Raw genomic sequence first — 25,921 nt, forward strand, 5'->3', positions numbered from 1 at the left:
TAGGCAATGGTTTTTTTAGTGTTAAATACTGCCAGTGCATATGTGATGACCTTACTCCGTAACAAAGTAAACAGAAAAATAATAATGTAGCCAATTCCAAAAATCCGGAATTGGTTATTTTCCATCAAGAAAAGAGGATATGATAAAATTAGCAGAAAAATATATACACGATAATAATTATTTTCCAAACCATGAGGAATTTAATGATTATTATCTTTCCCATCCGGACTACCCGAGTTTATATGCAGTAACAGATACTCTGACCTTTTTCGGGATTGAAAATATCGCTGCAAGAGTTCCGATAGATCAATTTGAGCATCTCCCGGATAAATTCCTGACCCTCTTCAATACCGGAAAAACAAATGAGTTTATATATATAACTTCTAAAAACGATGCTTCGGTCTCTTACCTTACCGAAGAAAATAAAGAAACAACAATTACCAAAAACCAGTTTCTTTCTAACTGGAAAGAAATTACTGTAGCTGTTGATGAGAATGAAAATCCGGTTGACAATAGAGTTGCAGGACAAAACAAATTACAGTGGAGTCTTGTCCTTTTTATAGGTTTAGCATTAATTATTTTTTCAAACATTTTCATGGGTTGGCTTTGGGATACTTTGGCATATTCTGTTCTGTCGCTTATTGGCCTGGGATTAAGCATTCTTATTCTCCAGGAAAATTTTGGACTAAGCAATGAAATTACTTCAAAAATATGTGGCGCAACCCAAACGGATAAAGGAGCATGCCAAAGCGTTCTATCATCAGAAGGGGCTAAAATATATAACAGTTATACACTTTCCGATGCCTGCTTCATATTATTCGGAACATTGGTCGTGTTAAACATTTTTAGCAGTGGTAATACATTATATTTTCAGATCATCAGTATTTTCTTTATTCCAGTTATTCTTTACTCCATATGGTATCAAAAGATCCGAGTAAAAAAATGGTGTCCGCTATGTTTGGGAATATCCATTATTTTAACAGGCATCATTATCATTTCACTTGTAAATTATGATCTAAGTAATATTAAAGAAGTATTTATTTCTGTTGTACACTTTATGATATCATTCGGATTAATGGCTGTAGTCTGGATGAATCTGAAACCTATAATCAATGGATATTTTGAGCTAAAAAAAACAGACATAATTCATAAAAGATTCAAACGCAATACAAATGTCTTTAAGGCATTATCAGGTACTACACAAAAATTCTCCCTGAAAACATTACAGCTATTACAAAAAATAGAATTAGGCAACCCCGAAGCAAAGACAGAACTGAGACTGTTTTTAAGTCCGTCCTGCGGACACTGTCATAAAGCTTTTGAAGACAGTTATAACTTATTGCTGACATTTTCTGATAAATTCAAATTATCCATATATTTTAATGTAAATATTGAAAATAGCCGGAACTCTTATTCAAAAATCTGCGAAATCATTGCACAAACGTATCTTTTGGAGGGCGGAGAAAGGGCCATAGAATTACTGAAAGACTGGCATATAAATAAATTGCCTTTAGATAGTTTTGAAAAGAAACATATTGCTGAGATCTCCGAACAGGCAAAAGCAATGATTCTGTCACATTTCAATTGGTGTAAAGAGAATGAATTAAATTATACTCCTGTAAAAATTTTCCAGGAAACATTAATGCCGAATGAATACAGTATAAATGATTTAAAGTATTTTATAAATGAATTGAATGAAAAAAATCTGCATCATTCAATTGCAGATTAGCCTGAGCGGCATAAGAAATGCAAGAGGATAATGGCTTGGAACCTGAAAGAAGAGGCTAGAAATTAAAATTAATCACTTCCCTCTTCCATTCTAGTTCCTTACCCAATTCAGGTTATTTTATCTTTTTAGCCATATAATCACTTTCATTTCCAAGCCTGTCTACCGCTTTTATGGCCACTGCATTCAGTTTTCTGCCGCCTTTCGATTTTGGTATATCTCTGGAAAGAGTATCCAATGTAAGGATTTCTGTTTCCCAAACTCCGTTGTATTGGGTGAAAAGCACCCACTGGAAGACATTTCCGATATTTTTGGCACTCCAGTTCGTTTGTACAAAACTTCCGTTGTCAGTTATGAATAAAGTCGGAGTCTGTAATGGAACTGCTTTTATCCATGGTGTTTTCGGAACTAATGCTTTTTCGCTGTAAGGTCCGTTTTTCAGTGTAGGAAGCATGCCTGCATTTTTTGTTAATCCGGCAATGCTCCAATGTATTTCTCCGGCATCGTTCTTTAGAATCTGTCGTGAGATTTCAATCTGGTTCTTAATTTCTGCAGGGCGGTCTGATACTTTGATCTCAACGGTATTAAGGCCCGGCCAAAGATGGCGGTTCATTGTATTTTCGGATTTCCACCAGTTTAATAATGCTTCAAAGCCCTGACCTTTGGCATCGATCGGCCAATACAGCTGCGGAGAGAAATAATCCACCCAGCCTTTATTCAGCCATAATTTGGCATCAGCATATAGTTCGTCATATTGAGAAGAACCTACAATTCCCGCAGGATATCCGGGTTTCCAGATTCCAAACGGACTGATCCCGAATCTTACATAATCTTTCTCTGCATGAATTTCCTTGTAAATCCTCTCAACAAATTTATTGACATTGTCTCTTCTCCAGTCTGCCCTGGATAAGGTTCCGCCGTTTCTCTGGTATTCATTCCACGATGCATTATCTGGAAAGTCTGCACCCCTGTTGTAGGTGGCGTAAGGATAGAAATAATCATCAAAATGTATAGCATCGATATCATATCTTTTCACAATATCTTTTACAACATTGGAAACATGTCCTTGCGTTTTGGGATTGGCAGGGTCGAACCAGTACATTCCGTTCTTTAGTCTTACCACAATATCGGAAAGCTTGCTTGCCATAGACAGGCTGTTTACAGCACCTCCGTTTGAGTGATGGGCACGGTAAGGGTTCAACCATACATGAAGTTCCAGACCTCTTTTATGGGCTTCTTCAATCCAGAACTGAAGGGGATCATAATTCGGATATGGAGCTGTTCCGGTCTGTCCGGTCAGAAAGTATGACCATGGCTCTATATTACTGGTATACAAAGCATCTGCAGAAGGCCTGATCTGGAAGATTGCTGCATTGAAGTTGTTGTCTTTCAGCATATCAAGCATGCTTATAGCTTCTGCTTTCTGCTGGTCGACCGTTAAATTATTCCTTGAAGGCCAGTTGATATTGGCTACACTTGCGATCCATGCTCCCCGGAATTCTCTTTTAACCTCCGGAAGGACGGTTCTGAAGTTCTCATCAGCCGGAGGTGCTGTTACAGGTTTTACTACCGTAACCGGAGGCTTTGTGGTATTGTTGTTAGGCTTTGCTGTATTTTTTGTTGGTGCTTCTTTTATTGTATTGTTCTGGACGGAGCAGCTGGCATATGACGCAAAAACTCCGGCTAAAACAGTAAGCTTTATGATATTCATTCTCATCGTTTGCAAACTACTTTAAATTTATTTCTTCTAAGAGATTATTATGCCAAAATAAACATTTTAGGACATAGTGTAATAAAAAAGCCCCGAAAAATTCGAGGCTTTTCTAGTATATATAAGAATTTCTTATGCTTTCGCTGATCTGTCCATTCTTTTTCTTTCTTCTTCAGAAAGGATTTTCTTTCTCATTCTGATGAAGTTTGGAGTCACCTCGATTGCTTCATCACCCTGGATGTATTCCATACATTCTTCCAGTGAGAACAGGATTTTCGGTGCAACACCAGTATCTTTATCTTTTCCGGAGGCTCTCATGTTGTTCAGCTGTTTTGCTTCTACAATGTTTACAACCAAATCTCCCGGCTTGTTCTGTTCACCGATGATCATACCTGCGTAGATTTCCTCACCCGGATCCACAAAGAACTTACCTCTGTCCTGTAATTTAGCGATAGAATATTCTGTAGCAGGACCTTGAGTTTTGCTGATCAATACTCCATTGTTTCTTCCAGGAATAGATCCTTTGAAAGGCTTGTATTCTGTGAAACGGTGTGCCATAATAGCTTCACCTGCAGTAGCCGTCAACATCTGAGAACGCAATCCGATCAATCCTCTTGAAGGAATCTCGAATTCCATATGCTGCATTTCTCCTTTAGTTTCCATAATATGAAGGTCACCTTTTCTCTGAGTAGCCAAGTCGATTACTCTTGAAGCAAATTCTTCAGGAACATCAACTACCAAAGATTCGTAAGGCTCACATTTTTCACCGTCAATTTCTCTCAGGATAACCTGTGGCTGACCAATTGTCATTTCGTAACCTTCTCTTCTCATTGTTTCAATTAAAACTGACAAGTGAAGAATACCTCTACCGAAAACAAGGAATGTATTGGCATCATCAGTCTGCTGAACTCTTAATGCCAGGTTTTTCTCTAATTCTTTTGTTAATCTTTCTTTCAGGTGATTTGATGTCACAAATTTACCGTCTTTACCGAAGAAAGGTGAATTGTTGATAGAGAACGTCATGTTCAATGTAGGCTCATCAATGGCAGTTCTTGGCAATGGCTCAGGATTTTCAAGATCTACGAATGAATCACCGATCTGGAAAGCATCAAATCCTACAACAGCACAAATATCCCCTGCTTTTACTTCTGAAACTTTTTTCTTTCCTAAACCTTCGAAAACGTATAATTCTTTTACTTTTCCTTTCAAAATTTTACCGTCTGCCTGAGCAAGACCGATCCACTGAGATTCTTTGATCTCTCCTCTGATCACTTTTCCAATTGCAATTCTTCCTAGGAAAGAAGAAAAGTCAAGAGAAACAATCTGCATCTGCAACGTTCCTTCTTCTACTTTAGGCTCAGGAACATATTGAAGGATACCATCCAATAATGGAAGAATATCTTCAGTCTGCTCTAATGAAGTGTTGAACCAACCTTGCTTGGAAGAACCATAGAATGTTGGGAAGTCAAGCTGCTCTTCAGTAGCCTCAAGGTTGAAGAATAAGTCAAATACCTGGTCATGAACTTCTTCAGGACGACAGTTTGGCTTATCTACTTTATTGATTACTACCAATGGTCTAAGTCCTAATTCCAACGCTTTCTGAAGTACGAACCTCGTCTGAGGCATTGGACCTTCAAAGGCATCAACCAAAAGGATTACCCCATCTGCCATTTTTAACACTCTTTCTACCTCACCACCGAAATCGGCGTGACCAGGAGTATCAATTACGTTAATTTTTGTGTCTTTATAGGTAACAGAAATATTTTTGGATAAGATCGTAATGCCTCTTTCTCTTTCAAGGTCATTGTTATCCATTATTAATTCTCCACTTTCCTGATTTTCTCTGAAAATGTTTGTAGCATGAATAATCTTGTCAACCAAAGTCGTCTTCCCGTGGTCAACGTGTGCGATAATCGCAATATTTCTAATGTTTTGCATGAATGATTTTTACGGGTGCAAAAATAGTGATTTCTAATGAATAATGAGCAAGAATATAAATTAATTAACAAATTCATAATGAGAAATTTAAGCAAATTCTTTCAAAAAGTCAGTTAAAATAATATACGTCAAGTTCTGTCGCAGGCTGCATTTATCTTTGCTTCAGTAGTTTCCTGCAGGAAGCAAAATTTATTAACATCAAAAAACAAAAAATGGCAACAATTGAATTAAATGACCAGTTTACCAATGAATGGACAGTTTTTGAAGAAGCTGTACATAAGTACTATAATGACGATAACGACCCGAATACTCCACTTCCTGAGATTACCGTGAATGATTGCGATGGGATTATCTACAAAAAAATTGATGATAAGTATTACAGAAGAGTATTAGTTGATGACACGGTAAATGTAAAGTGGTTTGGAGCTAAGGGTGACGGTGAAACAGATGACACGGAAGCAATAAAAAAAGCTATTCACTCTTCTCATTCGGTAAGACTCGACCCTGGTCAATATCTCATCAATTCTACGATCGATATTCCAATGGAATTTTCAGGGCTTAGCATTTCAGGAAGCGGAAGTGATATATGGGATAAAAACAGTACTATCCTTACAACGAAAGCTTCAAATACGCTTTTTAAAGGAGCATTAGGAGTAAATACTTTCAAAATTTCAAATATTATTTTTGATGGAAAACATGATGCTAATGCTACTACATCAGGAACTATTGCAATGGATTTTACTGAAGGTGGGGGATTAATTTTGGACAGAGTGGTGGTAAAAAATTTCTCTGAATATGGTTTGTATTCTAGAAGAGGTTTATTAAGAATCGAAAACTGCTATTTCCGGGATAATAAAATTGGTGCTCAAATATATTCGGACAGCAGTATCTCCAATTCGGAATTCGCTGCAGGAGATATTCCTTTAAGACTCGTTGCCGGAGGTAACAGATTAGTCAATGTATGGTGTAATTCCGGTAAAGTCTCATGCCTGGATATTGAACCTCTGGATACTAATACGGGTCATCAAAATACCTCTATCACTAATTTATATATTGGTGAGGTGGATAGTCCAACCGAAGCGTATGCTATTCGGATCAGGGGTAACGATATTAAAAGAGTACAACAGGTTCAAATCAGCAATTCATTCTTCGTTCATGCTACCGGTGACTCAATAAATGGACTCGTATATGCAGACAAAGCTGATGAAATTATTTTGAATGGTATCAATGTTTTAGGTAAAGGCCTGTATTCAACGGCAAATGATTATACCAGTCATTTTATTAAAGGCATTAATTCCAATAGAATTACAATTACCTCAAGTGTAATTAATGGTATCAATAAAAATGTTATATACCAAGGGAGCAATTGCTATGATTGGGAAATATTTAACAATATCTTTAATAACTGTGGCGATCATATTGCCGTTAATGATGAAGGAGCAAACATTTACGTAGCTGAAACACTGGGAAGAACCTCAGTGATCGGCAACAAGTTTTTAGTGGCAAGCGGAAGCTCCGTTCCATACGCGGCATACGTTTCCAGTATTGACAGCCTAAATTGGGATAGCAACTTCATTTCATATCCTAACGCCATCATTGTAAAGGACTCTACTTATACCGGTTCGCCTGAAAACAATTTCTCCGGTTCCTTTTATAGAAATGGAAATGACTTTAAAACCATAAACAAAGCAGCTTTGACAGCCAGTTATTTCGATCATGGATTTGTACGTCCGAACAAAAACTTAAAACATGCACAATTCTTTTACGATAACAATCTCAGAAAGCCAATTTGGTATGATGGCCTGGATTCTACGTGGAAAGATAGCACAGGAACAGTAGTGTAAATCAAAATAATAAAATATCCCGGAGTTTATCATATAAAAAGAGCTGCTTTCCTGGAAAGCAGCTCTTCATTTTCTGTATTAACAAATTATTTTTTTAGCCTTTACATTGCAGCAATTTCAATATCTTTGTTAATCATCCATTCAGCAGAATTCGCTTTTGAAGTATCAAATTTAAGTCTTCCTTAATCTTAATGAATAATAAGCAAGAATATAAATTAATTAACAAATTTATAATGAGGAAGTTCTCCATTCAGCCTTATTAAAGCTTTAAAATTGAAGTTTTTATAATCAATTAAATTTGAAGCTCAAGAATATGCTATTAAGTTTTAAAGATTAATTTTAATAATATCTTTTCAAAAAATAAACACATATAGCCTGAACCAAAACTATAAGGGCAAATTTCAGCAAAAAAAACTTTTTTGAAACCTTATGCCTGAAAATAAGCATACCTAAAATTGCCCCTATAGTCCCTCCTATAAAAGTTGCTCCTAAAAGTGTACTTTCCGGAATTCTCCTTTTATGTTTGATGGAAAGTCTTTTGTCCCAGCCAAAAATAATGAAGGTAATAAAATTAATTATCAACAGAATGTATATCATAATCATAGGGCAAAAGTAGTGAATTGGACGGTGGATTACAGTGACATCAATCACCATAAAAAAAGCTGCCTTCCTAAGAAAGCAGCTCTGGTATTTTGTATCTAAGAAATTATTTTTTAGCTTTTACATCAACAGCGATTTCGATGTCTTTGCTGATCATCCATTCTGCAGGATCTGCTTCTGAAGTACCGAATTTGATTCCCCAATCTGCTCTGTTTACTGTAAATTTAGCCTGAACAGAAGCTGAACCTTCAGTAACATCTACTTTAGCAGGGAACGTTACGTTCATTGTTTTTCCTGATAATGTAAGGTTTCCGCTTACTGTTTTGTTTGCTCCTGCAACAGCATCTTTAGGTGCTTCTTTAAGATCTGTAACACTTGTAATTTTGAAATCTGAAGTAGGGTTCTTTGCTGTATCAAAGAAATCAGGGTTTTTCAAGTGAGCTTCAAGGTCTGCAGGTTTTTTATCTTTTTCTGTTACTGAAGCCGGATCTACTTTGATAGAATTCATATCGATCACAAAGTTCCCAGCAGTCAGTTGACCTCCTTCAACGCTTAAATCTCCTGATTTTACGTTAAGTGTTCCCCAACGAGGAGCCATACCTCCTTTGTGGAAAGCTTTCCAGTTTACCACAGAAGTAGCAACATCAACTGCTAAAACTTCACCTTTGCTCTCTGCTACTTTCTGCTCTGTCGCAGTTGCTGCAGTATCTGCTGATTTTTCTTTTGTACACGATACTGCAAGTAATCCTATTCCTACCAATGCAATTACACTAAGTTTTTTCATATTGTTTATTTGTTTAAAAAATTTAATTAAATCTTAAATTTAAAGTTTCAAAAATAGAAAAACCATATCAATTATCATCTTAACATACATCAAGAAATAAGAATTTCTGCTGTTTATGAACTCTTATAAAAAATGAAACAGCTGAAAAAGGCAGATCCAAAATATTTCACTCCATCGTAAAATTGCCTATTTTAGCTGTTTAAAATTTAGAATGAACCTTACAAGCTATATAAAACAGACACTCGATATATCCGAAAAAAGCATCAACAATACCCTTCAGTTATTAGCAGAAGACTGCACGATTCCGTTTATTTCACGCTACAGAAAGGACAAAACAGGAAACCTGGACGAAGTTCAGATTGAACAGATCTCAAAGATCAGCAAACAGTTTGACGACATTGTAAAGCGAAAAGAAAGTATTTTAAAATCAATTGAAGAGCAGAATGCCCTGACAGCCGAACTGAAACAGAGAATTGAAGAAAGTTTCGATATTCCGGAGCTGGAAGATTTGTATTTACCCTTCAAAAAACGCAGAAAAACAAAAGCTGATACTGCCAAAGAGAAAGGATTGGAGCCTTTAGCCAAAATTATTATGAGCCAGAAAAGCAACGATCTGCAGTTTCTTGCCTCAAAATACCTGAACAGTGAAGTTCCATCGGAAGAAGAAGCACTTCAGGGCGCAAGGGATATTATGGCGGAATGGATCAACGAAAATATGTATGTCCGTAAAAATCTTCGCCGCCTGTTCCAGCGTAAGGCAGTGATCACCTCCAAAGCCATAAAGACTAAAAAAGACGAAGAAGACGCACAGAAATTCTCACAGTATTTTGAATGGGAGGAAAATCTTAACAGAACCCCTTCTCACAGGCTTTTGGCAATGCTCAGAGCTGAATCTGAAGGTTTTGTAAAACTGAATATAGGCATTGATAAGGAAGAGGCTATTGATTTTATAGAAAAAGCCATCATCAAATCCAATAATGAAAGCTCAGAGCAAATTGCTCTGGCTATAAAAGACAGCTATAAAAGACTTTTAGAGCCTGCTATTTCCAACGAAGCTTTGCAGGAAGCCAAAGAAAAGGCAGATAAAAAAGCGATTGAAATATTTTCTGAAAACCTGAGCCAGCTTCTTCTCGCGCCACCTTTAGGCGAAAAAAGAATTTTAGCCATTGATCCGGGGTATAAAAGCGGCTGTAAAGTGGTCTGCATTGATGAAAAGGGGGATCTTCTCCATAATGAAACCCTCTACCCTCACGCACCACAGAATGAAAGCGGAATGGCCATGAAAAAGATCCGTTCCATGGTAAATGCCTACAATATCGAGGCGATCTCCATCGGAAACGGTACGGCAAGCCGTGAAACTGAGTTTTTCATTAAGAAAATTGCGTTTGATAAACCGTTACAGGTTTTTGTGGTTTCGGAAGCAGGAGCATCGGTATATTCTGCAAGTAAAATTGCAAGGGATGAGTTTCCGTCGTATGATGTAACAGTGCGTGGAGCAGTTTCCATCGGGAGAAGGCTGGCCGACCCACTGGCGGAACTGGTGAAAATTGATGCCAAATCCATCGGCGTGGGACAATACCAGCATGATGTAGACCAGACTCAATTGAAAAACGAACTTGATCTGACAGTTATGAAGTGTGTAAATTCTGTGGGAATCAACCTGAATACAGCAAGTAAATCATTACTTAGCTACGTTTCAGGAATCGGGGAGAAAATGGCGGAGAACATCGTTAATTACCGAACGGAGAACGGTGCTTTTGAGGACAGAAAACAGCTTAAAAAAGTTCCGAGGCTTGGAGAAAAAGCTTACCAGCAGGCTGCAGCTTTTGTTAGAATTACCAATGCCAAAAATCCACTCGACAATTCAGCCGTACATCCTGAAGCTTACGGAATTGTAGAAAAAATGGCCAAAGATCTCGGCATCAAAACCAATGAACTGATTGCCAGCAAAGAAAAGACAGCTTTGATAAAACCCGAAAATTATGTCACAGAAGAAATCGGAATTTTAGGAATCAAAGATATTTTGAAAGAGCTTGAAAAACCCGGATTAGATCCCAGAAAAGCGGCTAAAGTATTTGAATTTGATCCTAATGTAAAAAGTATCCGGGATTTAAAAGCCGGAATGATTCTCCCCGGAATTGTCAATAATATTACAGCTTTCGGATGTTTTGTAGATATGGGGATCAAGGAAAGCGGGCTTGTTCATATTTCCCAGCTCAAGGACGGATTTGTTTCTGATGTAAATGAAGTGGTAAAACTCCATCAGCATGTACGCGTAAGAGTGACAGAAGTGGACGAAGCGAGAAAAAGAGTACAGCTGAGCATGATTTTATAACCATCCCTCACTCTATTCAAAAGTACAAATCAAGAAAATAACAATACATTTTGAGCTATAAAAATTTAATATTCGACCTGGACGGAACATTTTGGGATCCCAGAGCCACAATCATCAAAGTATGGAATGAAGTTCTGATGAGCCGTGAGCTGATAAAAGAAGAGATGAAACCTGAATATATGAACCAATACCTGGGTTTACTGGCAGATGACATTTTAAAAGATATCATTCCCGGAATTTCTGATCAGAAAATTAATGAAGTGCTTTCTGAAGTTGTGCAACGTGAAAGTAAGGTTCTTCGGCTTCATGGCGGTATTTTGTATGACGGAGTTTCAGAAACTCTGAAAGTTTTAGCAAAAAGTCACAAACTTTTTATCGTCAGCAACTGTCAGGACGGATATATTGAAGCATTTTTAGACTATTACCGGTTTAATGATCTATTTACAGATACTGAAAGCTATGGCCGGACTAAAAAGCCTAAATCAGAAAATATCCGGCTGATCATGGAAAGGAATCATTTAAGCTCTGAAAACTCAGTGTATATTGGTGACACACAGACCGATTATGATTCTGCAAAGCTTAATGATCTACCCTTTATTTTCTGTGAATATGGCTTTGGAAAGTTGAGCACCAATCATTACAAGCCTTCTGTTTCCAAGTTTTCGGATTTGGAGCTCTATGTTTAATCTATTCTCAAAAAGCAAAGGCTGCACAGGAATCTGTACAGCCTTATATTTTTCAAGACATTTAAAACATCAAAAATTAGTTAATAAGTTTCCCATCTGTCTGAAATCCGACATCTTAAGTCTGTTATCTCTACTTATATCCTTTTGAATCTCTCATCGGTTCTTTGGCTTCCGGCCATTTCACCGTTTCTCCTTTATCATCCTGAGGCAATACTCTTCTTTCCCTGCTTGTAAATTCAGGGTCTTCTGATGCCATATAAGCCAATGCAGCCGTTAAAACCACATTATTTTTCACCTCATCAAAAACGATCTTGTCGTAAGTATCTTTTGTAGTGTGCCATGTATAACCGAAATATCCCCAGTTCAAGGAACCTAAGGAAAATCCCGGTACTCCGGCTGCCACGAATGATGCATGGTCAGAGCCTCCTCCGCCAGGCATTCCCGGGAAATCGGTTTTAATGTGATCTCTCACGGTTTTCGGAACTCCGGTTAACCATTTCCCGATATAGCTGTAAGAATCCACAAATCCCTGCCCGCTGATATTGACTACACGTCCGGTTCCGTTATCCTGGTTGAATACTGCCTGTGTTCCCTTTATAATCTGGGGATTATCTGCTACGAAGCCTCTCGAACCGTTCAGTCCCTGCTCTTCACTCCCCCAAAGCCCGACAACGATGGTCCTTTTATTGTTAGGATAATATTTTTTCAGTATTCTCATAGCCTCAAGCATGGTAAGGGTACCTGTTCCGTTATCAGTTGCTCCCTGAGCGCCGTCCCAGGAATCAAGGTGAGCAGAAAGGATGACATATTCCTCAGGTTTTTCCTTTCCTTTGATGATCCCTATTGTATTAAAATTTTTCGCATCAGGAAGAATCTTGGACTGGGCTTCTACCTTAATTTTAGGTCTGGCCCCTTTTTCTGCCATTCTGTAAAGCATCCCGTAATCTTCTACATCGATGTCTATCATTGGAATCTTCGACGTTTTCGCTCCGAAAATCCGGTTCGCTCCCATGATACCTGTCCAATTGGAAATAGCGATTCCTGCTGCCCCTGCTTTTTCCAAAGCTTCAGGAAGCGTATTATTGTCATACCCGATATTTTTTACATAATCGCGGAAGTCTTTTCCCGTCTGCTCTTTTTCTGCTTTCAGTTTTTCATACAGTTCCGGAGTGGCAAATTCTTTGATCTGTTCGTCTGAACGCCCGATCTTCTGGTATTGCGCCATAAGTACTATTTTTCCCTTTGCAGAAGGAAGCCATGCATCGAATTCAGCTTTGGAAGAGACTTTTGGAAGCACCACCACCTCAGCTTCTATTGCTTTTTTGGTGGCCGGACTCCACGCAAGCTATGTTGCAGCCAATGACTTTACACGCGGATACACCATATCCACATGGGTAATGCCACGCTGCCATCCTTTCCATGTTCCGAATTGCTGAAGGCTGGATTCTATTCCCCAGGAACGGAGTTTTGCCGCAGACCATTCATTGGCAGCCAGCATTTCAGGAGTCCCTACAAGACGCGGTCCTATACCGTCCAGAAGCTCATACGCCATATTTTCCAGCTGGGAATTGTTGTTGATTTCATCCACAAAGCTTTTCACAACAGGATCAAGCTTTTCTTTCGGATCTACCTTCACCTGAGCCCATGAGAACTGGGCGGCCAGCATAACCGCCGGCACAGCAAAAAATTTATTTATCTTCATAACCTATATTGAATGCATAAAGATAGCAGAATTTGCCAGAATACAGAAAAAAATGCAGGAATAAAAGGATAATTACGGATTTTCCGGGCTGGCCATTTTGATCAAAACCAGAATTTCGGTCAGTTGAATCAAAGGCAAAAAAAACCGGCTCAGTGAGCCGGTTTGGGACGAATTATTTTTTAGCTTCTTCTACAGAAACTTTTCTGAATTCTTTGAACAGTTTGCTAAGTTCTAAAGCTGATTTACGAGCTCTTGTACCTGCAGCTTTGTTTCCTTTTTCTGCTTGTTGGTTAGCCTCAGTTGCGAACGCTTCGAATTCAGCGTTGATTTTTTCAATTAGTTCTTTCATTATTTTTAAAATTTAGGGTGCAAATATAGGTTTTATGGTAATTCCAGCCTAACTCAGGCATAAAAAGTTTAGCTTAAAATGCATTTTTTTTCTGCTTTTCTTCTATCAATCTGATTTTCTTTGCATTTATAGTAAAAAATAATGGCTTTTATTAAGCGTATTAGCACTTTTAGCCATTATCTGAATATTTTTCCGGCCTTTTATCCGGCCTATTTATTCTTATTCCAAAGTTACAGAACCCTGAAGATGTTCGTTTGCACTGAACCGCAAAAAATACATAGTCTAAATAACTGTTCCCGATAAATTAATAAAAACTGTATCCCTTTTGAATAGGATAATCTTCTAATTTTGAATAAAAAAGATTCATGAATATAATTTCAAAATTTACAGTGGGTTCTGAGGAGGGAATTTCTGATCTTATAACCATTATCGATTCTTCGGTTTACAGCTTGCACAAAGAACTTATTCCTGAAGAAGATATCAAAAAATATATCGCCAACAATATTGATCCCAGAAAAATGATCAATGATCTGAATGACCTTTCCAACCAGCTTATCATAACCTATGCAGATGATCGGCCTGTTGGTTACAGCATTCTTAAAAGCGGTTCCGGCCATCCTGACCTGCCGGAAGGGAAAAAGGCTACAGAGATCAGCTTTGTGATTCTTTCGCAATCTGATTCACCTGAAATCCGACAGTCACTCTGGAAAAAATGCAGGTCTGCAGCCGGTTTCACAGATATACTATGGATCAATATGATGGTTCATGATCCGCTCTTAGAGTTTCTAAAAGAATCAGGTTTTACCATTATTGCTGATGCTACAGCAGGACCTTTTCAGCTTCCGTCACATCTATTAAAACTGGAGATCAGATAATTTCCGGGCTTTATGCCATTTAAAAGACAAAGCTTTACTTAATGATAACCTGTTTAAAATAACATTACTTTTCGTATCTTTGATTTTTATAATTTTATATCATGAGTGATCAGCTGGAAACTATTGAAGATTATTACAGACGCGTCCGGAACAATCAGATAAAAATGTTTGATTCTGATGATTTTGAAACAGGAAAGTCGCATTTCAATATTTCTATGAGAAGATACTGCAGTTTTAAAAGTCCGTATAACCGCCGTGATTATTATAAGATAAGCTTTATTCTGGGAAAGGGCACATTTCAATATGGATCGCATAAACTGTATATTGACCGTCCTGCCCTCTTTTTTCCTTCGCCTAATATTCCATATTCATGGGAGTGCGACGGGGATCTTCAGGAAGGATATTTCTGCCTGTTCAATCAGGAATTTTTTACCGGGAATACTGAATTCAACCTGTTTAAGAAGACCTCGCTGTTTAAAGAATGGAGCAAGCCTATTGTTTTTTTAACGGATGAACAGACCCAGCTGGCCACCCTTTATTTTGAGCAGATGTATAAGCTGAACAATTCAGCATACCCTTTCCGGTGCAGCAGTATCAAAAGCCACCTCGCCTCTGTGATGCACCTGGCCCTGGAGAACCGGGTGGAAGATATCAATCCCAGTGAACTTCCGGCTAATATCCGTTTATACCGCCTGTTTGACGAGCTGCTTAACAAACAGTTCCCACTGGATTCTCCGGCGTATCCGCTGGCTCTGAAAACCGCTTCCGACTTTGCAGACCAGCTTAATGTACACGTTAATCATTTGAATTCGTCGGTAAAATCTGTCACCCACCTTACCACCACTCAAATTATTAAAGAAAGAGTATTTGAAGAGTCCAAAAACCTTTTAAAATACACTAACTGGGATATTGCGGAAATAGGTTATACCCTGGGATTTGAACAGCCTTCCCATTTTAATAATTTCTTTAAAAAACATGCAGAGGTTTCGCCCCTAAAATTTAAAAACACATTTTAAATCTTTGATTTTTGTAATTTTTACTTTGTCTTTTAAAATTGAATTTCTGTATTCCCGGCTTATTTTTGCCTAGTAAAATAACGAATGAATATGTTGTTGAAAGAAGCATCTGAAAAAAGAATCAGATTAATAACCATTATGGCTTTTGTGTCGATCCCGCTTTCCGGGTTTGTCACTGATATTTATTTACCATCATTCCCATCGATGGCAAAGGAGATGCAGGTCTCTGAAAAGGACATCCAGATCACTTTAACGTCTTACTTGCTGAGCTACGGAATCTCACAGCTTTTTGTCGGGGGAATCCTGGACAGTATCGGGCGCTACCGGCCAAAGCTGATTTCACTGCTTTTACTGATCATCAGCAGTATTCTGATCACAATGACCGACAGTATTCTGCTGATCTGTCTGCTCCGTATTTTACAGGGGGCAGCCGTTTCCGTATTGGTTGTTGCTACCCGGGCTATTTTTGTGGATCTCTATGATTCTGAAAAAGTAAAGCATTATCTGAGCTATTTCACGATCGTCTGGTCATGCGGACCTATCCTGGCTCCTTTCCTGGGTGGCTATCTTGAAAAACTGTTTAACTGGCACGCCAATTTTTATTTCCTTGCTTTCTATGCGGGAATCCTACTTTTGTTTGAATGGTTTTTCAGTGGTGAAAGCTTACCGGAGAAAAAGAAACTTAATCTTTCTGAAAATATCAGCCTGTATAAAATGATGCTGAAAAACAGAATCTTTATGCTGGGAATTTTTATTCTTGGACTGAGCTACTCTATCGTAATGCTTTTCAATATTACGGGGCCTTTTATCATTGAAAATACATTTCATTTTACCCCTGTGGTTATCGGGTATTGTACCCTGATTTTAGGATTTTCATGGATGATCGGAGGCTTTATAGGAAAACGGAGGCTTAAACTTGATTTTAAGGAACGGATCCTACAGCCTATTATTTTTCAGCTGATCCTGATTACCGGACTGATTGTGACCAGCTTTTATGCGGAGAACCTGTTTATTATGGTTCCTTTTGCATTCTTTATTCATATCTGTTCAGGAATTTTGTTTACGTCATTTTTTACGACCAGTATGCTTTATTTCCCTAAAAATGCAGGAACAGCGGGTGGACTGATGGGAGGACTGGTTTATGTGATAACGTCTATCACAAGTTTTATCATTTCGGTCAGTGGAACCGTCACGGAGCAGGACGGCCTTGCATGGCGTTATCTGGCGATTGCCATTATACTTTTAGGAATTATCCTGATCATGCACCAAGCCGTTAAAAAAGAACAAGCAGAGAATTGATCTCTGCTTTTGGTTTAAAATGGGCATTAAAAATCCGTTTCCAGAATTCTAAGCATAAACAATCCAATACTATAAAATAAAGGAGCAGGTGATTGCCTCTTTTTTACTTTTTAATAAATGCAACAGCATCTACTTCTATCAGCATACCATCTAATGCCAGCCTGGGGACGGGAATTAAAGTACTTGCCGGAAATTGGTTATGTTCCCATACTTTATGCATTTCCTCTGTCCATATTTTAAGCTTCTCCTGATCATGATCAACAATTAAAATCGTAATTTTAAGAAAAAGACTTTTGGGATTTTTGTGGACGATAGCAGCAACATGAGTTTGTTTCTTTGGCTTATAGTGATTTGTATTTTGTGAGAAAGCCAAAAATCCTACACAGACAGTGGATAAATTTAATACTAACCTTTTCATGATATCTATTATTTGTTCTAAAATATTGAAGCAAATATAGCTTTCAACATTTTCAGAAAAATAGACATATGTTGACGTTTTTAGCTTTTATTGACTGTACATTTATCGGTTTTTATTGGAAATGATAAGATATGACCTACGAGTAGTACCCATTGATACACTCAATAGTGAAAATATCAGCTAAAGTAAAAACATGAATACAATTAATGTTTCTTATCCTGCTTATTAAATATTATAGATTCTCATAAGTTTGCTCTATTAAAAAAGATACTGCTTTTTTAATTTTATCTCGGCCATCATCAGTATTAAGATCTATACCACAAAACACGCTGCCATTTACGGAAGCATACATATTCAGGTAATAAAGTCCTGAAACTAAAATGGCTGCTATTGCACGGAAATCCTGTGAACGCTCTCCAAAGTGGGGATCGATAATAAATTTAAAAAGAGTTTCCCCGTTTTCTTCCTGCATATTGGTCAGCTTTGTAAGGGATTTCCGGTATTCAGACAAACGCCACAATAATAGTTTCTGTAGCTCTTTGTTGTTGCCTACATAATCAAATTGCTGGAGTAACATTGCCTCGGTAAATGCTTTTCCGCCATCTTTTGGATCGGGCGTCATTGTTTCGGTGGTCACATTACTCCAATAATCCTGAGACCGGATATATTCATCCATCAGACCATCCATTCCTCCAAAATAGGTATAGATCATTTTTTTATCTACTCCGGCTGTAGCTGCAATATCATTTATCTTTAATGCCGCATATCCTTTCGTTTTCAATATCTTTCCAACGGCATCCAAAAATTTCTTTCTGCTTCGCTCCTTGTTCCGGACACTGCCTGCTGCTGATTTTCTTTCCATAGCTAAAGATTCGATTATACAAGTTTAAGAAAATTTTAATTATTTTAGACACCGAGTAGTGTCTTATTTTGTATATTTGCGCAAACTAAACCATTCGATATATATTTTAACACTATTTAGGTTGAAAAACTAAAAAAAATTCAGGTCTCAATATGGTGTATTTTAAAGCAGAACAACTTTCAGATGCAGGGAAATCAGATTCCGAAGGCTGTATAAAATGCTGATTTAAACCATTCACTGACCAGGATCCAGTTTTTATTCCCTCAGTTTAAAAATGCTTCAGAGATAATGGAAATGAAATGATGAAGACCGTTATTAGAACACAACTGATAATGAGGCATAAAAATTACGATTTCGATCTAAACAACTAAGGTAAAAACACTAAATGTGGACAGCATCATTAAATTTCTAATGATGCTGTTTTTTATATGAAATTGTCAATATTTAATTTACAATCAATTGAACCACAAAAAAACATTTACTGTGTCAGTTGTTACAACTCATTGTGATGGTAATTAAATTTTTTACTACTGTAACAAAGGAGTCAACAGAAAAATTTACAACTAAGAATAAAAAAAGTGACCATTCTTAAATGATCACTTTTAAATTATCTTAAGCCTGCCGAAGGTGCCAACTTAATGGAAAGTATATTTTATATAAATAATTTGGTGTTAATTTTTTATCAGGCACCATCAAAATACAGGCTTAGATTACCTCATCACCGAATATTCTTTCTTATTTGAAAGGACATCCAGCATAACTTTTGCGATTCTGACTCTCTCATCTTCCGAAAGATTAGATCCTGACGGCAGGCATAAGCTATTTCCGAAAAGATTTTCTGCCACTTTGCCTCCGTAATATGGTGCATCTTGAAATATAGGCTGCAGATGCATTGGTTTCCAGATAGGACGGGACTCAATGTCTTCTTTCAGAAATGCAAGGCGTAAATCTTCGTGGTTTTTTGATGTTTTTGTTTTTGAATCATCAACTGTAATAACAGACAACCAGTGATTGCTATAAAAATCGGAGTCAGGTTCTGAAAATATTTTTACGCCTTCTATATTTTCACAGAGTTCTGAATAAAAGCTGTGCATTTTTCTGCGGCCTTCTACCCTCTCATCCAGCACTTCCATTTGTCCTCTTCCGATTCCTGCACTGATATTACTCATTCTGTAATTGTATCCAATCTGGGAATGCTGATAATGCGGGGCATTATCTCTTGCCTGTGTAGAAAGGAACACCGCTTTATCTTTATCTTCCTGGGAATGGCATACTAATGCGCCGCCTCCGGAAGTGGTAATAATTTTGTTCCCGTTGAATGACAAGATACCGAAACGACCGAAAGTTCCACAGGCCTTTCCTTTATATCTGGAACCCAGTGATTCGGCGGCATCTTCAATTAAAGGAATGTCATATTCTGCAGCAATAGATAAAATTTCATCCATTTTTGCAGGCATTCCGTAAAGGTTAACGACAATAATTGCTTTGGGCTTTTTGCCTTTTGAAATTCTGTCTTCTATCGCTTCCTGTAAAGCCACCGGACACATATTCCATGTATCTTTTTCAGAATCTATAAAAACGGGCACTGCTCCCAGATAAACAATAGGATTAGCCGAGGCGGAAAATGTCATAGACTGACAGATAACTTCGTCTCCATGAGTGACATCGCACTCAATTAATGCCAGGTGTAAAGCTGCAGTACCTGCAGAAAGTGCAGCTACTTTTACATCTTCATTTAAGAATAATTCCAAATCTTGTTCAAAACCATCAACATTCGGGCCCAAAGGTGCTACCCAATTTGAGGCGATTGCTTCTTTAATGTATTTTAATTCGTTTCCACCCAAATGGGGAGAGGACAACCATACTTTTGATTTCATATTTTACTATTCTAAATTTTACTAAATATTTAAACTTCTACTTTTTATTATTTTACCCGGATTCCCTACTACTGTAGCGCCATCCGGTACATCGCTAATAATGACAGCTCCGGCACCAATGGTGCACCATCTGCCAATTTCTATTCCCTGTATCACACTGGCCCCGATTCCGATATGCGTGCCTTCTCCTACATATACATTTCCGGCCAGGGCAACATTGGGTGATATATGGACAAAATCTTCAATTATACAATCGTGATCAATAGAAGCATTGGTATTGATGATACAATGCTTCCCTATCTTTACTGCTGCATTTATAGTAACACCGGGCATAACGATAGTTCCTTCTTCGATTTTTAATCTTTTAGATAGTATTGCCTTGGGATGAAGCAGGGTAACATAATTGAAATGCTCGCCCCGATTAACCACTCTTTTCCGCAGCCTGTTATTGCCTATAGAAATAAGTACTTCGATATCATAGGGCGGAGCTTTATGAATAACAGTGTAATTCAACACTCTCTCCTTCGACGGATTTTCGTCGATATAAGCTTCAATATTATAGCCGCATTCTTCAGCGATTTCAGCCACTACTTTGCCATGACCACTTGCTCCGTATAAATACATATTCTGTCTACATTTAATTTAAATTAATTATTTCCTGTAAAGGCCTCAACCGTGGCCTGATCAGCCTGGTTTATACCTTCCTTTTTTATTACTTTTTTTAAAGTAAGGAACATCACTTTGCAATCTGTTGCAAATGATACATTATCTATGTACCAAACATCTAATTCAAATTTCATCGTCCAGGAAATGGCATTTCTCCCATTCACCTGCGCCCAGCCTGTAATGCCAGGGCGTATATTGTGTCTTCGTCTCTGAGATTCATTATATAAAGAAAGGTATTGCGGCAACAAAGGTCTGGGACCGATAATCGCCATGTCTCCTTTCAATACATTAATTAATTGCGGAAGCTCATCCAGGGAAGTCTGACGTATAAAACTTCCAACCCCTGTTAAGCGTTCCGAATCGGGCAGATAATTACCCTGTCCGTCTTTTTTATCATTCATGGTCTTAAACTTGATGATATTGAATATCTTCTCATTTAATCCCGGCCGTGCCTGCAGAAAGAAGGGTTTTCCCTGATTTGCGAAGTACAGCAAAACCGTGACAATAATGAAAACAGGTGATAACAAAATCAGCCCTATTAACGCAATCAGAAAATCTATAACCCGTTTAAAAAAAAATTTATACACGATAATCTCTTTCTTTAATTAGTTTTTTGTATTCATTCAATAAAGCATTCCAAATAACAGATTGCTCGTAACGAGATTCTATCATTGGACGGGCATTCATTTTCAATTTCTGATAATAATCGGTGTCCGACTTCATTCTTTCCATTGCTTCACCAAGCTTTTCACTGTTTTTCACCGGAACTATTACTCCGTTCTGGTCTTCTATAATAATTTCGTTGCACCCGTTAATGTCGGAAACAATGCTTGGTAATCCCATTGCTCCTGCCTGCATCACCACATTTGGAAATCCTTCCCGATAGCTTGGAAAGGCCAATGCATCGGAAATAGCAAAATAAGGACGTACATCTTTCTGAAAACCTACAGATATGATATCAGGATTATTTTCAATTTCCTGTAATGTATCCGGATACAAAGGATCCAGCTCCTGTTCCAGAGGGCCAACCAGTAATAATTTGGAATGGCGCTGTGGGTTTTCTTTTTTATTTATATGAGAAAAGGCTTTTATCAATTCATTAATTCCTTTATCTCCTACCAAACGCCCGACAAAGACAAAAACAAAATGTTCATCTTCTATATTCAATTCTTTTTTTAAAAGCTCTTTCTGTGCTTCAGTAACCTGTCCGGGTGAAAAATGTTCCAGATCGATACCGTTCACATTACCATTTGCTATAACTTTTAGTGACTTTGAGGTAATTTTATAATTAATTAAATCTTTTTTTACTCCTTCACCTTCGGGATAAATATGGGTAGCCGCTGAACATAACAGCTTATCCATACTGATGAGAAGCCTCTGTATCATCCCTTTTCTGGTCGGGAAAATAAGCCCGGTAAAGGTGTGTATACGGATCGGCACTCCTGCCATTTTTCCTGACAGCATGGTCAAAAGTCCTGCTTTTGGGGTTATGGAATGTACAATGACCGGCTTTTCTCTTTTTAAAACTTTATATAATTTATAGAGAGAGGTCAGGTCTTTTAAAGGACTGATCCCTCTTTCCATATTTACTTCAATCGTTTTTATACCTTCTCTCTGCTTTACTTCATCAAGCAGCTGACCTTCAGAAGATATGCCTACAATATCATAAAAATCGCTTAAGAACTTCAATTGCCCTTTTAATAAAACATTCAAAGACAATGGTATTGTTGATGTCCGAATTATTTTCATATTAGTATAAGGATTGAATATCTTTTATTAATCTGTTCCTGCTGTCTGTCACCAGACTCATGGATTTTTCCAGCTGTGATTTTATTTCATCATATTCTGAAATGGCTTTATCAAATTTGTTAATCAGCCAATCCGACTCTACATCCTGAATCTGAACCACATACTCATCCAAATTAAAATCTCCCATGATCCCCAGAGCTTTGTTACCTCCATATCCTATAGCAATGGAAGGAACCAGAGATGTCAATGAAAATATAATGGAATGAAAACGTGTCCCTATGAAGAAGTAAAAGTTGGAGTAAACCGCTTTCAGTATATCACAGGATAAATTCTCGTTAATCCAGATAATATCAGGATCCTGAACTTTCTCCAGCAAGTCTTTTATGGCATTGCGGTCGTCTTCATGGGAATTGGCCCCTAATGACTGATTACATAAAGCGATCTTATACCCTTTACCCAACAGATGCTTTATAAGATCTACGACTGAGTCGATGTATTTTTTGTACAGCCCTTCCGGATTTGATAATCCGGGAAAACGCCAGGGACGGATGGTAATACCTACAATTTTATCTTCTGGTGTTAAAGTATATTTCTGTAAGATCTTCAGGGCCTCTTCCTGGCTTCCTTTTTCTAAGAAGAACCCAAGATCCATTTCTACCGGAATATTTTTTTCCAATAACTGGCCTAAACTTTTCGAAGAAACATTCTCGCGTGCATAAACCAAATCCAGCTGATTAAATACTGTACGCACTTGCTGTTTAACCGTTAATCCTATGAACGGACCATATGAATTGGGTAAAAACACAACTTTCTTTCCCAATGCCTTAGCCAATCTGACATAGAATAAGAAATACCACATTAAATACGGTGCGGTCTTTTCGCCATAGGCATGGATAAAGCCTCCACCTTTTACAAAAATGGTTTTTGCCTCATGAAACTGCTTAACGGTTTGATAGGTTTTATGATCAAAGGATTTCTTAACTTTCTCGAGGTCATTACATATTTTAATTAAATGTCTTGTATTTTTAAAATCTAATCCGGCATTTTTGATCTGTTTTAAAAGCTCGAACTTAGATTCTTTGATATGCTGATCGGAATTATGCTGTCCCCTTCTTGGATGTTTTAAAATATTTTCTAATAATTTAAAGCCATGATCTTCAGACTGCTTAGACAATAATATTCTTTCTTCTTCATTATCACCGGAATCTAGTATATATACTTCATCATAAAGCCCGGTATCTTTGGCCAGCCTCCAGCTTTCCCAAACCAAAGCCTGATCTCCTTTATTTAAATCTGTTACTCCTGGTACTATTATAGCATTATTCATTCTAAATCAATTTTCCTTGTTTAATCCTGTGTGTGTTTTGCTTTACTTTATGGTTGATGTATACATTCAGAGCTATTCCGAAAGGAACTGCGATGAGAGTATATAACTTATTGGGGGAACCTTTAAAAAAATTCCATTTTTTGGCAAAAAGGCACGAGGATATATAGTGTACTGAGTTTTTTAGCACTACTTTTTTATTTATCCCATACTTCATTTTCATTTTTCTGTATTCAATAAATGAATTGGGGCTGTCTTTATATCTTTTGTACAGTCCGTTGGACAATCCGTCCTGCTGGTATTCTATAATACAGTAAACTTCATTTGAGAGAAGAAATTTATAATCCTGGTCAATCAGTGTGAAAATCCAGCTGACCTCATGAAAAATTTCATTTTCGAAATAAGGGTATGGCAGATACTTTTTATAAATTTCAGTATCAAAAATATATTTCTTGTCTCCTTTTATTTTATAGTGATCAACTAATTCGGAATAGGTAGATTCTTTTATATCCGGTAAATTTTCTCCTGCTACGGAACCGTCTTCATAGGCATCCAGACCAATAATTCCTGCAGAATTGCTTTTTTTATTGGCTTTCCAGAATTTTAATATTTTCTCAACACCGTCGCAAGGCAGATAATCATCAGAATCTATACAGGTAAATAACTCAGTATTTATATAATCAAGGGCTAATATCTGGGCTGCCAGCTTCCCTTTATTCTTCTGATAATAATACTGTATTTCGATCCTGTTTTCTTCTATCCATTTTTCAACCTGGGCGGAAGTATTGTCGCTGGAACCATCATCTACAATGATCCACTTGAAATCCTGATTGCTTTGACTGCACAAAGAATCATAAAGCCTGAGCAGCGTTTTCTCTCTATTAAAGGTTGGCGTAAAAACAGTTATTGACTTCATGATTTACCCAATTTTTTAAAGATTTTATCAAACTCTTCTACCTGGTTTCTTTTACCATAGTTATTGACGATCAATGATTTTCCATTACCAGCAATAAACCTGTAAAGCGCTCTGTCATGATAGAGTTTATAGATATATTCATAATAATCATCCACGCTATTATGAGTGGCAATATATCCTGTAAAATTGTGCAGGATATAATCTGTAACCCCTCCTACCGGATTGGCAATAACAGGTATTTCAAATGCCAGAGCTTCCATGATTACACGAGGTAATCCTTCTGTATCGGACGGATGTATTAAAATATCACTGTTCCTGAAAATACTGTACGGATCTTTTTGATTGAGCAGGATCTCTACATGAGCATCAAGTTTATATTGACTGATCTCATGACGGATTTTATTTAAAAAATTCTCTGAAACGGGTGTGTCATAGACGGCTCCCATTAAGATTATTTTAAAATTAATGTTATTGTCTTTCAATCTCCTGGCTAAAGAAATTGATAAATCCTGTCCTTTTGCCGGTAAAAAACCACCACAATGTAAAATCACCATAGGGTCGTTATCCTTCCGTTCCGGTCTTTCCGTTCTGTATTGATCAACTTTAGCTAAATCAATAGCATTCGGCACCACAAAAATTTTCTCTAAGGGAGCCAAACCACCTGTATAAATAGCCTGTCTGGTGGATTGGGAAACCCCGATAAAATAATCGGAATTGTACTTAAACATCAGCTTTTTCATAAAGCCTATAGAGTTGTAAGCAAACCAGCCCCGTGCAAAATAAGCTATCTTATAGTCTTTCCCTTTTTTTAAGATGGAATTGGTTTTAATATTATTTACAATAACCACATCCGGCTTAAAGGTGTTCTGAAATTTCCTGAATTCTTTTTTCAGCCTGATCCAGTCTAATAAAAACAAAGTGATATTCATCCCTATCTTAAGAGGGTTTCTGGTACTGAAAATGGCTATAGGTTTATCATTCTTTTTTAAGATTTTTATTGGAATTTTATTGGCTTTTACATCTTCAGTAAATTCATTGCAACTGCCCCAGAAATCTACGATAACGGAATTATGCCCCTCTTCATTTAGTCGTTTCGCCAATTCAATCGTACTCTTACGGGCACCACCATGAATTTGAACGGCTTCAAGGAAAATTATGTTCATTTTTTATATCACTTTCATTATATAGTTAGATAAAATTCGGGTTATTAGTTTTTTAGCTGAGTTTTAACTTTAACAAAAACA

21 protein-coding genes and 1 pseudogene are annotated in these 25,921 nt (G+C 37.4%); 7 read left to right on the forward strand and 15 right to left on the reverse strand.

The window, feature by feature from the left end; genetic code table 11:
- Positions 1 to 139: 139 nt before the first annotated feature.
- Complete coding sequence (locus tag AC4IFE_RS18050; RefSeq protein WP_490758520.1) at positions 140 to 1,729, forward strand: vitamin K epoxide reductase family protein; 1,590 nt, start codon at positions 140 to 142, stop codon at positions 1,727 to 1,729.
- A gap of 112 nt (positions 1,730 to 1,841) precedes the next feature.
- Here AC4IFE_RS18050 and AC4IFE_RS18055 read toward each other — a convergent pair whose 3' ends face one another.
- Together AC4IFE_RS18055 and typA are read right to left on the reverse strand one after the other, a co-directional pair.
- Complete coding sequence (locus AC4IFE_RS18055; protein WP_490758521.1) at positions 1,842 to 3,443, reverse strand: glycoside hydrolase family 10-like protein; 1,602 nt, start codon at positions 3,441 to 3,443, stop codon at positions 1,842 to 1,844.
- 126 nt (positions 3,444 to 3,569) lie between these two features.
- Complete coding sequence (gene typA / locus AC4IFE_RS18060; RefSeq protein WP_490758522.1) at positions 3,570 to 5,375, reverse strand: translational GTPase TypA; 1,806 nt, start codon at positions 5,373 to 5,375, stop codon at positions 3,570 to 3,572.
- 212 nt (positions 5,376 to 5,587) lie between these two features.
- Here typA and AC4IFE_RS18065 point away from each other — a divergent pair, with 212 nt between their 5' ends.
- A complete protein-coding gene (locus AC4IFE_RS18065) occupies positions 5,588 to 7,219 on the forward strand; it encodes a glycosyl hydrolase family 28-related protein (RefSeq protein WP_490758523.1) in 1,632 nt (543 codons plus the stop codon).
- Positions 7,220 to 7,558: 339 nt separating this feature from the next.
- Here AC4IFE_RS18065 and AC4IFE_RS18070 read toward each other — a convergent pair whose 3' ends face one another.
- Positions 7,559 to 7,873, reverse strand: a complete 315-nt coding sequence (locus AC4IFE_RS18070) for a DUF1294 domain-containing protein (protein ID WP_490758524.1) — start codon at positions 7,871 to 7,873, stop codon at positions 7,559 to 7,561.
- Between the two features lie 52 nt (positions 7,874 to 7,925).
- A complete protein-coding gene (locus AC4IFE_RS18075) occupies positions 7,926 to 8,603 on the reverse strand; it encodes a YceI family protein (protein ID WP_490758525.1) in 678 nt (225 codons plus the stop codon).
- 211 nt (positions 8,604 to 8,814) lie between these two features.
- Between AC4IFE_RS18075 and AC4IFE_RS18080 the strand changes: the two genes are divergently transcribed.
- Positions 8,815 to 10,938, forward strand: coding sequence for a Tex family protein (locus tag AC4IFE_RS18080; RefSeq protein WP_490758526.1), 2,124 nt, complete (start codon positions 8,815 to 8,817; stop codon positions 10,936 to 10,938).
- Between the two features lie 50 nt (positions 10,939 to 10,988).
- Positions 10,989 to 11,624, forward strand: a complete 636-nt coding sequence (locus AC4IFE_RS18085; protein WP_490758527.1) for an HAD family hydrolase — start codon at positions 10,989 to 10,991, stop codon at positions 11,622 to 11,624.
- 130 nt (positions 11,625 to 11,754) lie between these two features.
- Here the strand turns inward: AC4IFE_RS18085 and AC4IFE_RS18090 are convergent.
- Together AC4IFE_RS18090 and AC4IFE_RS18095 are read right to left on the reverse strand one after the other, a co-directional pair.
- Positions 11,755 to 13,326, reverse strand: a pseudogene (locus AC4IFE_RS18090) (M20/M25/M40 family metallo-hydrolase).
- 172 nt (positions 13,327 to 13,498) lie between these two features.
- Entirely contained in the window at positions 13,499 to 13,675 is a 177-nt protein-coding gene (locus tag AC4IFE_RS18095; RefSeq protein WP_040994607.1) for a histone H1, read from the reverse strand.
- A gap of 365 nt (positions 13,676 to 14,040) precedes the next feature.
- Here AC4IFE_RS18095 and AC4IFE_RS18100 point away from each other — a divergent pair, with 365 nt between their 5' ends.
- From AC4IFE_RS18100 to AC4IFE_RS18110, 3 genes are all read left to right on the forward strand, one after another.
- The gene (locus tag AC4IFE_RS18100; RefSeq protein ID WP_490758528.1) at positions 14,041 to 14,550 is read left to right on the forward strand and encodes a hypothetical protein; all 510 of its coding nucleotides are present in this window, start codon (positions 14,041 to 14,043) and stop codon (positions 14,548 to 14,550) included.
- A 101-nt stretch (positions 14,551 to 14,651) separates the two neighbouring features.
- Positions 14,652 to 15,566, forward strand: coding sequence for a helix-turn-helix domain-containing protein (locus AC4IFE_RS18105; RefSeq protein WP_490758529.1), 915 nt, complete (start codon positions 14,652 to 14,654; stop codon positions 15,564 to 15,566).
- Positions 15,567 to 15,659: 93 nt separating this feature from the next.
- Positions 15,660 to 16,865: an MFS transporter gene (locus AC4IFE_RS18110; protein WP_490758604.1), complete on the forward strand. Its 1,206-nt coding sequence runs from the start codon at positions 15,660 to 15,662 to the stop codon at positions 16,863 to 16,865.
- Positions 16,866 to 16,968: 103 nt separating this feature from the next.
- On the opposite strand, the gene AC4IFE_RS18115 is transcribed toward AC4IFE_RS18110, so the two are convergent.
- The 9 genes from AC4IFE_RS18115 to AC4IFE_RS18155 form a co-directional block, all read right to left on the reverse strand.
- Positions 16,969 to 17,283, reverse strand: coding sequence for a RidA family protein (locus AC4IFE_RS18115; protein WP_490758530.1), 315 nt, complete (start codon positions 17,281 to 17,283; stop codon positions 16,969 to 16,971).
- A 232-nt stretch (positions 17,284 to 17,515) separates the two neighbouring features.
- Complete coding sequence (locus tag AC4IFE_RS18120) at positions 17,516 to 18,145, reverse strand: TetR/AcrR family transcriptional regulator (RefSeq protein WP_490758531.1); 630 nt, start codon at positions 18,143 to 18,145, stop codon at positions 17,516 to 17,518.
- Between the two features lie 710 nt (positions 18,146 to 18,855).
- On the reverse strand, positions 18,856 to 20,022 hold the full coding sequence (locus tag AC4IFE_RS18125; RefSeq protein ID WP_490758532.1) for an aminotransferase class I/II-fold pyridoxal phosphate-dependent enzyme: 1,167 nt from the start codon (positions 20,020 to 20,022) through the stop codon (positions 18,856 to 18,858).
- A 21-nt stretch (positions 20,023 to 20,043) separates the two neighbouring features.
- Positions 20,044 to 20,646 (reverse strand): acetyltransferase, encoded by a 603-nt coding sequence (locus tag AC4IFE_RS18130; protein ID WP_490758533.1) that lies wholly within the window; start codon positions 20,644 to 20,646, stop codon positions 20,044 to 20,046.
- 23 nt (positions 20,647 to 20,669) lie between these two features.
- Positions 20,670 to 21,275, reverse strand: coding sequence for a sugar transferase (locus AC4IFE_RS18135; RefSeq protein ID WP_490758534.1), 606 nt, complete (start codon positions 21,273 to 21,275; stop codon positions 20,670 to 20,672).
- Positions 21,268 to 22,437 carry a glycosyltransferase family 4 protein gene (locus AC4IFE_RS18140; RefSeq protein WP_490758535.1) on the reverse strand — a complete coding sequence of 390 codons (1,170 nt, stop codon included), beginning with the start codon at positions 22,435 to 22,437 and terminating at the stop codon, positions 21,268 to 21,270. Before AC4IFE_RS18140 ends, AC4IFE_RS18135 begins: the two co-directional genes overlap by 8 nt.
- Position 22,438: 1 nt before the next feature.
- The gene (locus tag AC4IFE_RS18145; protein WP_490758536.1) at positions 22,439 to 23,764 is read right to left on the reverse strand and encodes a polysaccharide pyruvyl transferase family protein; all 1,326 of its coding nucleotides are present in this window, start codon (positions 23,762 to 23,764) and stop codon (positions 22,439 to 22,441) included.
- A gap of 1 nt (position 23,765) precedes the next feature.
- Positions 23,766 to 24,677, reverse strand: a complete 912-nt coding sequence (locus tag AC4IFE_RS18150; protein ID WP_490758537.1) for a glycosyltransferase family 2 protein — start codon at positions 24,675 to 24,677, stop codon at positions 23,766 to 23,768.
- A complete protein-coding gene (locus tag AC4IFE_RS18155; RefSeq protein ID WP_490758538.1) occupies positions 24,674 to 25,840 on the reverse strand; it encodes a glycosyltransferase family 4 protein in 1,167 nt (388 codons plus the stop codon). Before AC4IFE_RS18155 ends, AC4IFE_RS18150 begins: the two co-directional genes overlap by 4 nt.
- Between the last annotated feature and the right edge of the window lie 81 nt (positions 25,841 to 25,921).

It is taken from the genome of Chryseobacterium sp. UF-81 (assembly GCF_058245105.1).

What these genes read in the sequence shown, in the direction of transcription:
- AC4IFE_RS18050 (WP_490758520.1), top strand. Translation starts at nt 140, where the DNA reads ATGATAAAATTAGCAGAAAAATATATACACGATAATAATTATTTTCCA.
- AC4IFE_RS18055 (WP_490758521.1), bottom strand. Translation starts at nt 3,443, where the DNA reads ATGAGAATGAATATCATAAAGCTTACTGTTTTAGCCGGAGTTTTTGCG.
- typA (WP_490758522.1), bottom strand. Translation starts at nt 5,375, where the DNA reads ATGCAAAACATTAGAAATATTGCGATTATCGCACACGTTGACCACGGG.
- AC4IFE_RS18065 (WP_490758523.1), top strand. Translation starts at nt 5,588, where the DNA reads ATGGCAACAATTGAATTAAATGACCAGTTTACCAATGAATGGACAGTT.
- AC4IFE_RS18070 (WP_490758524.1), bottom strand. Translation starts at nt 7,873, where the DNA reads ATGGTGATTGATGTCACTGTAATCCACCGTCCAATTCACTACTTTTGC.
- AC4IFE_RS18075 (WP_490758525.1), bottom strand. Translation starts at nt 8,603, where the DNA reads ATGAAAAAACTTAGTGTAATTGCATTGGTAGGAATAGGATTACTTGCA.
- AC4IFE_RS18080 (WP_490758526.1), top strand. Translation starts at nt 8,815, where the DNA reads ATGAACCTTACAAGCTATATAAAACAGACACTCGATATATCCGAAAAA.
- AC4IFE_RS18095 (WP_040994607.1), bottom strand. Translation starts at nt 13,675, where the DNA reads ATGAAAGAACTAATTGAAAAAATCAACGCTGAATTCGAAGCGTTCGCA.
- AC4IFE_RS18100 (WP_490758528.1), top strand. Translation starts at nt 14,041, where the DNA reads ATGAATATAATTTCAAAATTTACAGTGGGTTCTGAGGAGGGAATTTCT.
- AC4IFE_RS18105 (WP_490758529.1), top strand. Translation starts at nt 14,652, where the DNA reads ATGAGTGATCAGCTGGAAACTATTGAAGATTATTACAGACGCGTCCGG.
- AC4IFE_RS18115 (WP_490758530.1), bottom strand. Translation starts at nt 17,283, where the DNA reads ATGAAAAGGTTAGTATTAAATTTATCCACTGTCTGTGTAGGATTTTTG.
- AC4IFE_RS18120 (WP_490758531.1), bottom strand. Translation starts at nt 18,145, where the DNA reads ATGGAAAGAAAATCAGCAGCAGGCAGTGTCCGGAACAAGGAGCGAAGC.
- AC4IFE_RS18125 (WP_490758532.1), bottom strand. Translation starts at nt 20,022, where the DNA reads ATGAAATCAAAAGTATGGTTGTCCTCTCCCCATTTGGGTGGAAACGAA.
- AC4IFE_RS18130 (WP_490758533.1), bottom strand. Translation starts at nt 20,646, where the DNA reads ATGTATTTATACGGAGCAAGTGGTCATGGCAAAGTAGTGGCTGAAATC.
- AC4IFE_RS18140 (WP_490758535.1), bottom strand. Translation starts at nt 22,437, where the DNA reads ATGAAAATAATTCGGACATCAACAATACCATTGTCTTTGAATGTTTTA.
- AC4IFE_RS18145 (WP_490758536.1), bottom strand. Translation starts at nt 23,764, where the DNA reads ATGAATAATGCTATAATAGTACCAGGAGTAACAGATTTAAATAAAGGA.
- AC4IFE_RS18150 (WP_490758537.1), bottom strand. Translation starts at nt 24,677, where the DNA reads ATGAAGTCAATAACTGTTTTTACGCCAACCTTTAATAGAGAGAAAACG.
- AC4IFE_RS18155 (WP_490758538.1), bottom strand. Translation starts at nt 25,840, where the DNA reads ATGAACATAATTTTCCTTGAAGCCGTTCAAATTCATGGTGGTGCCCGT.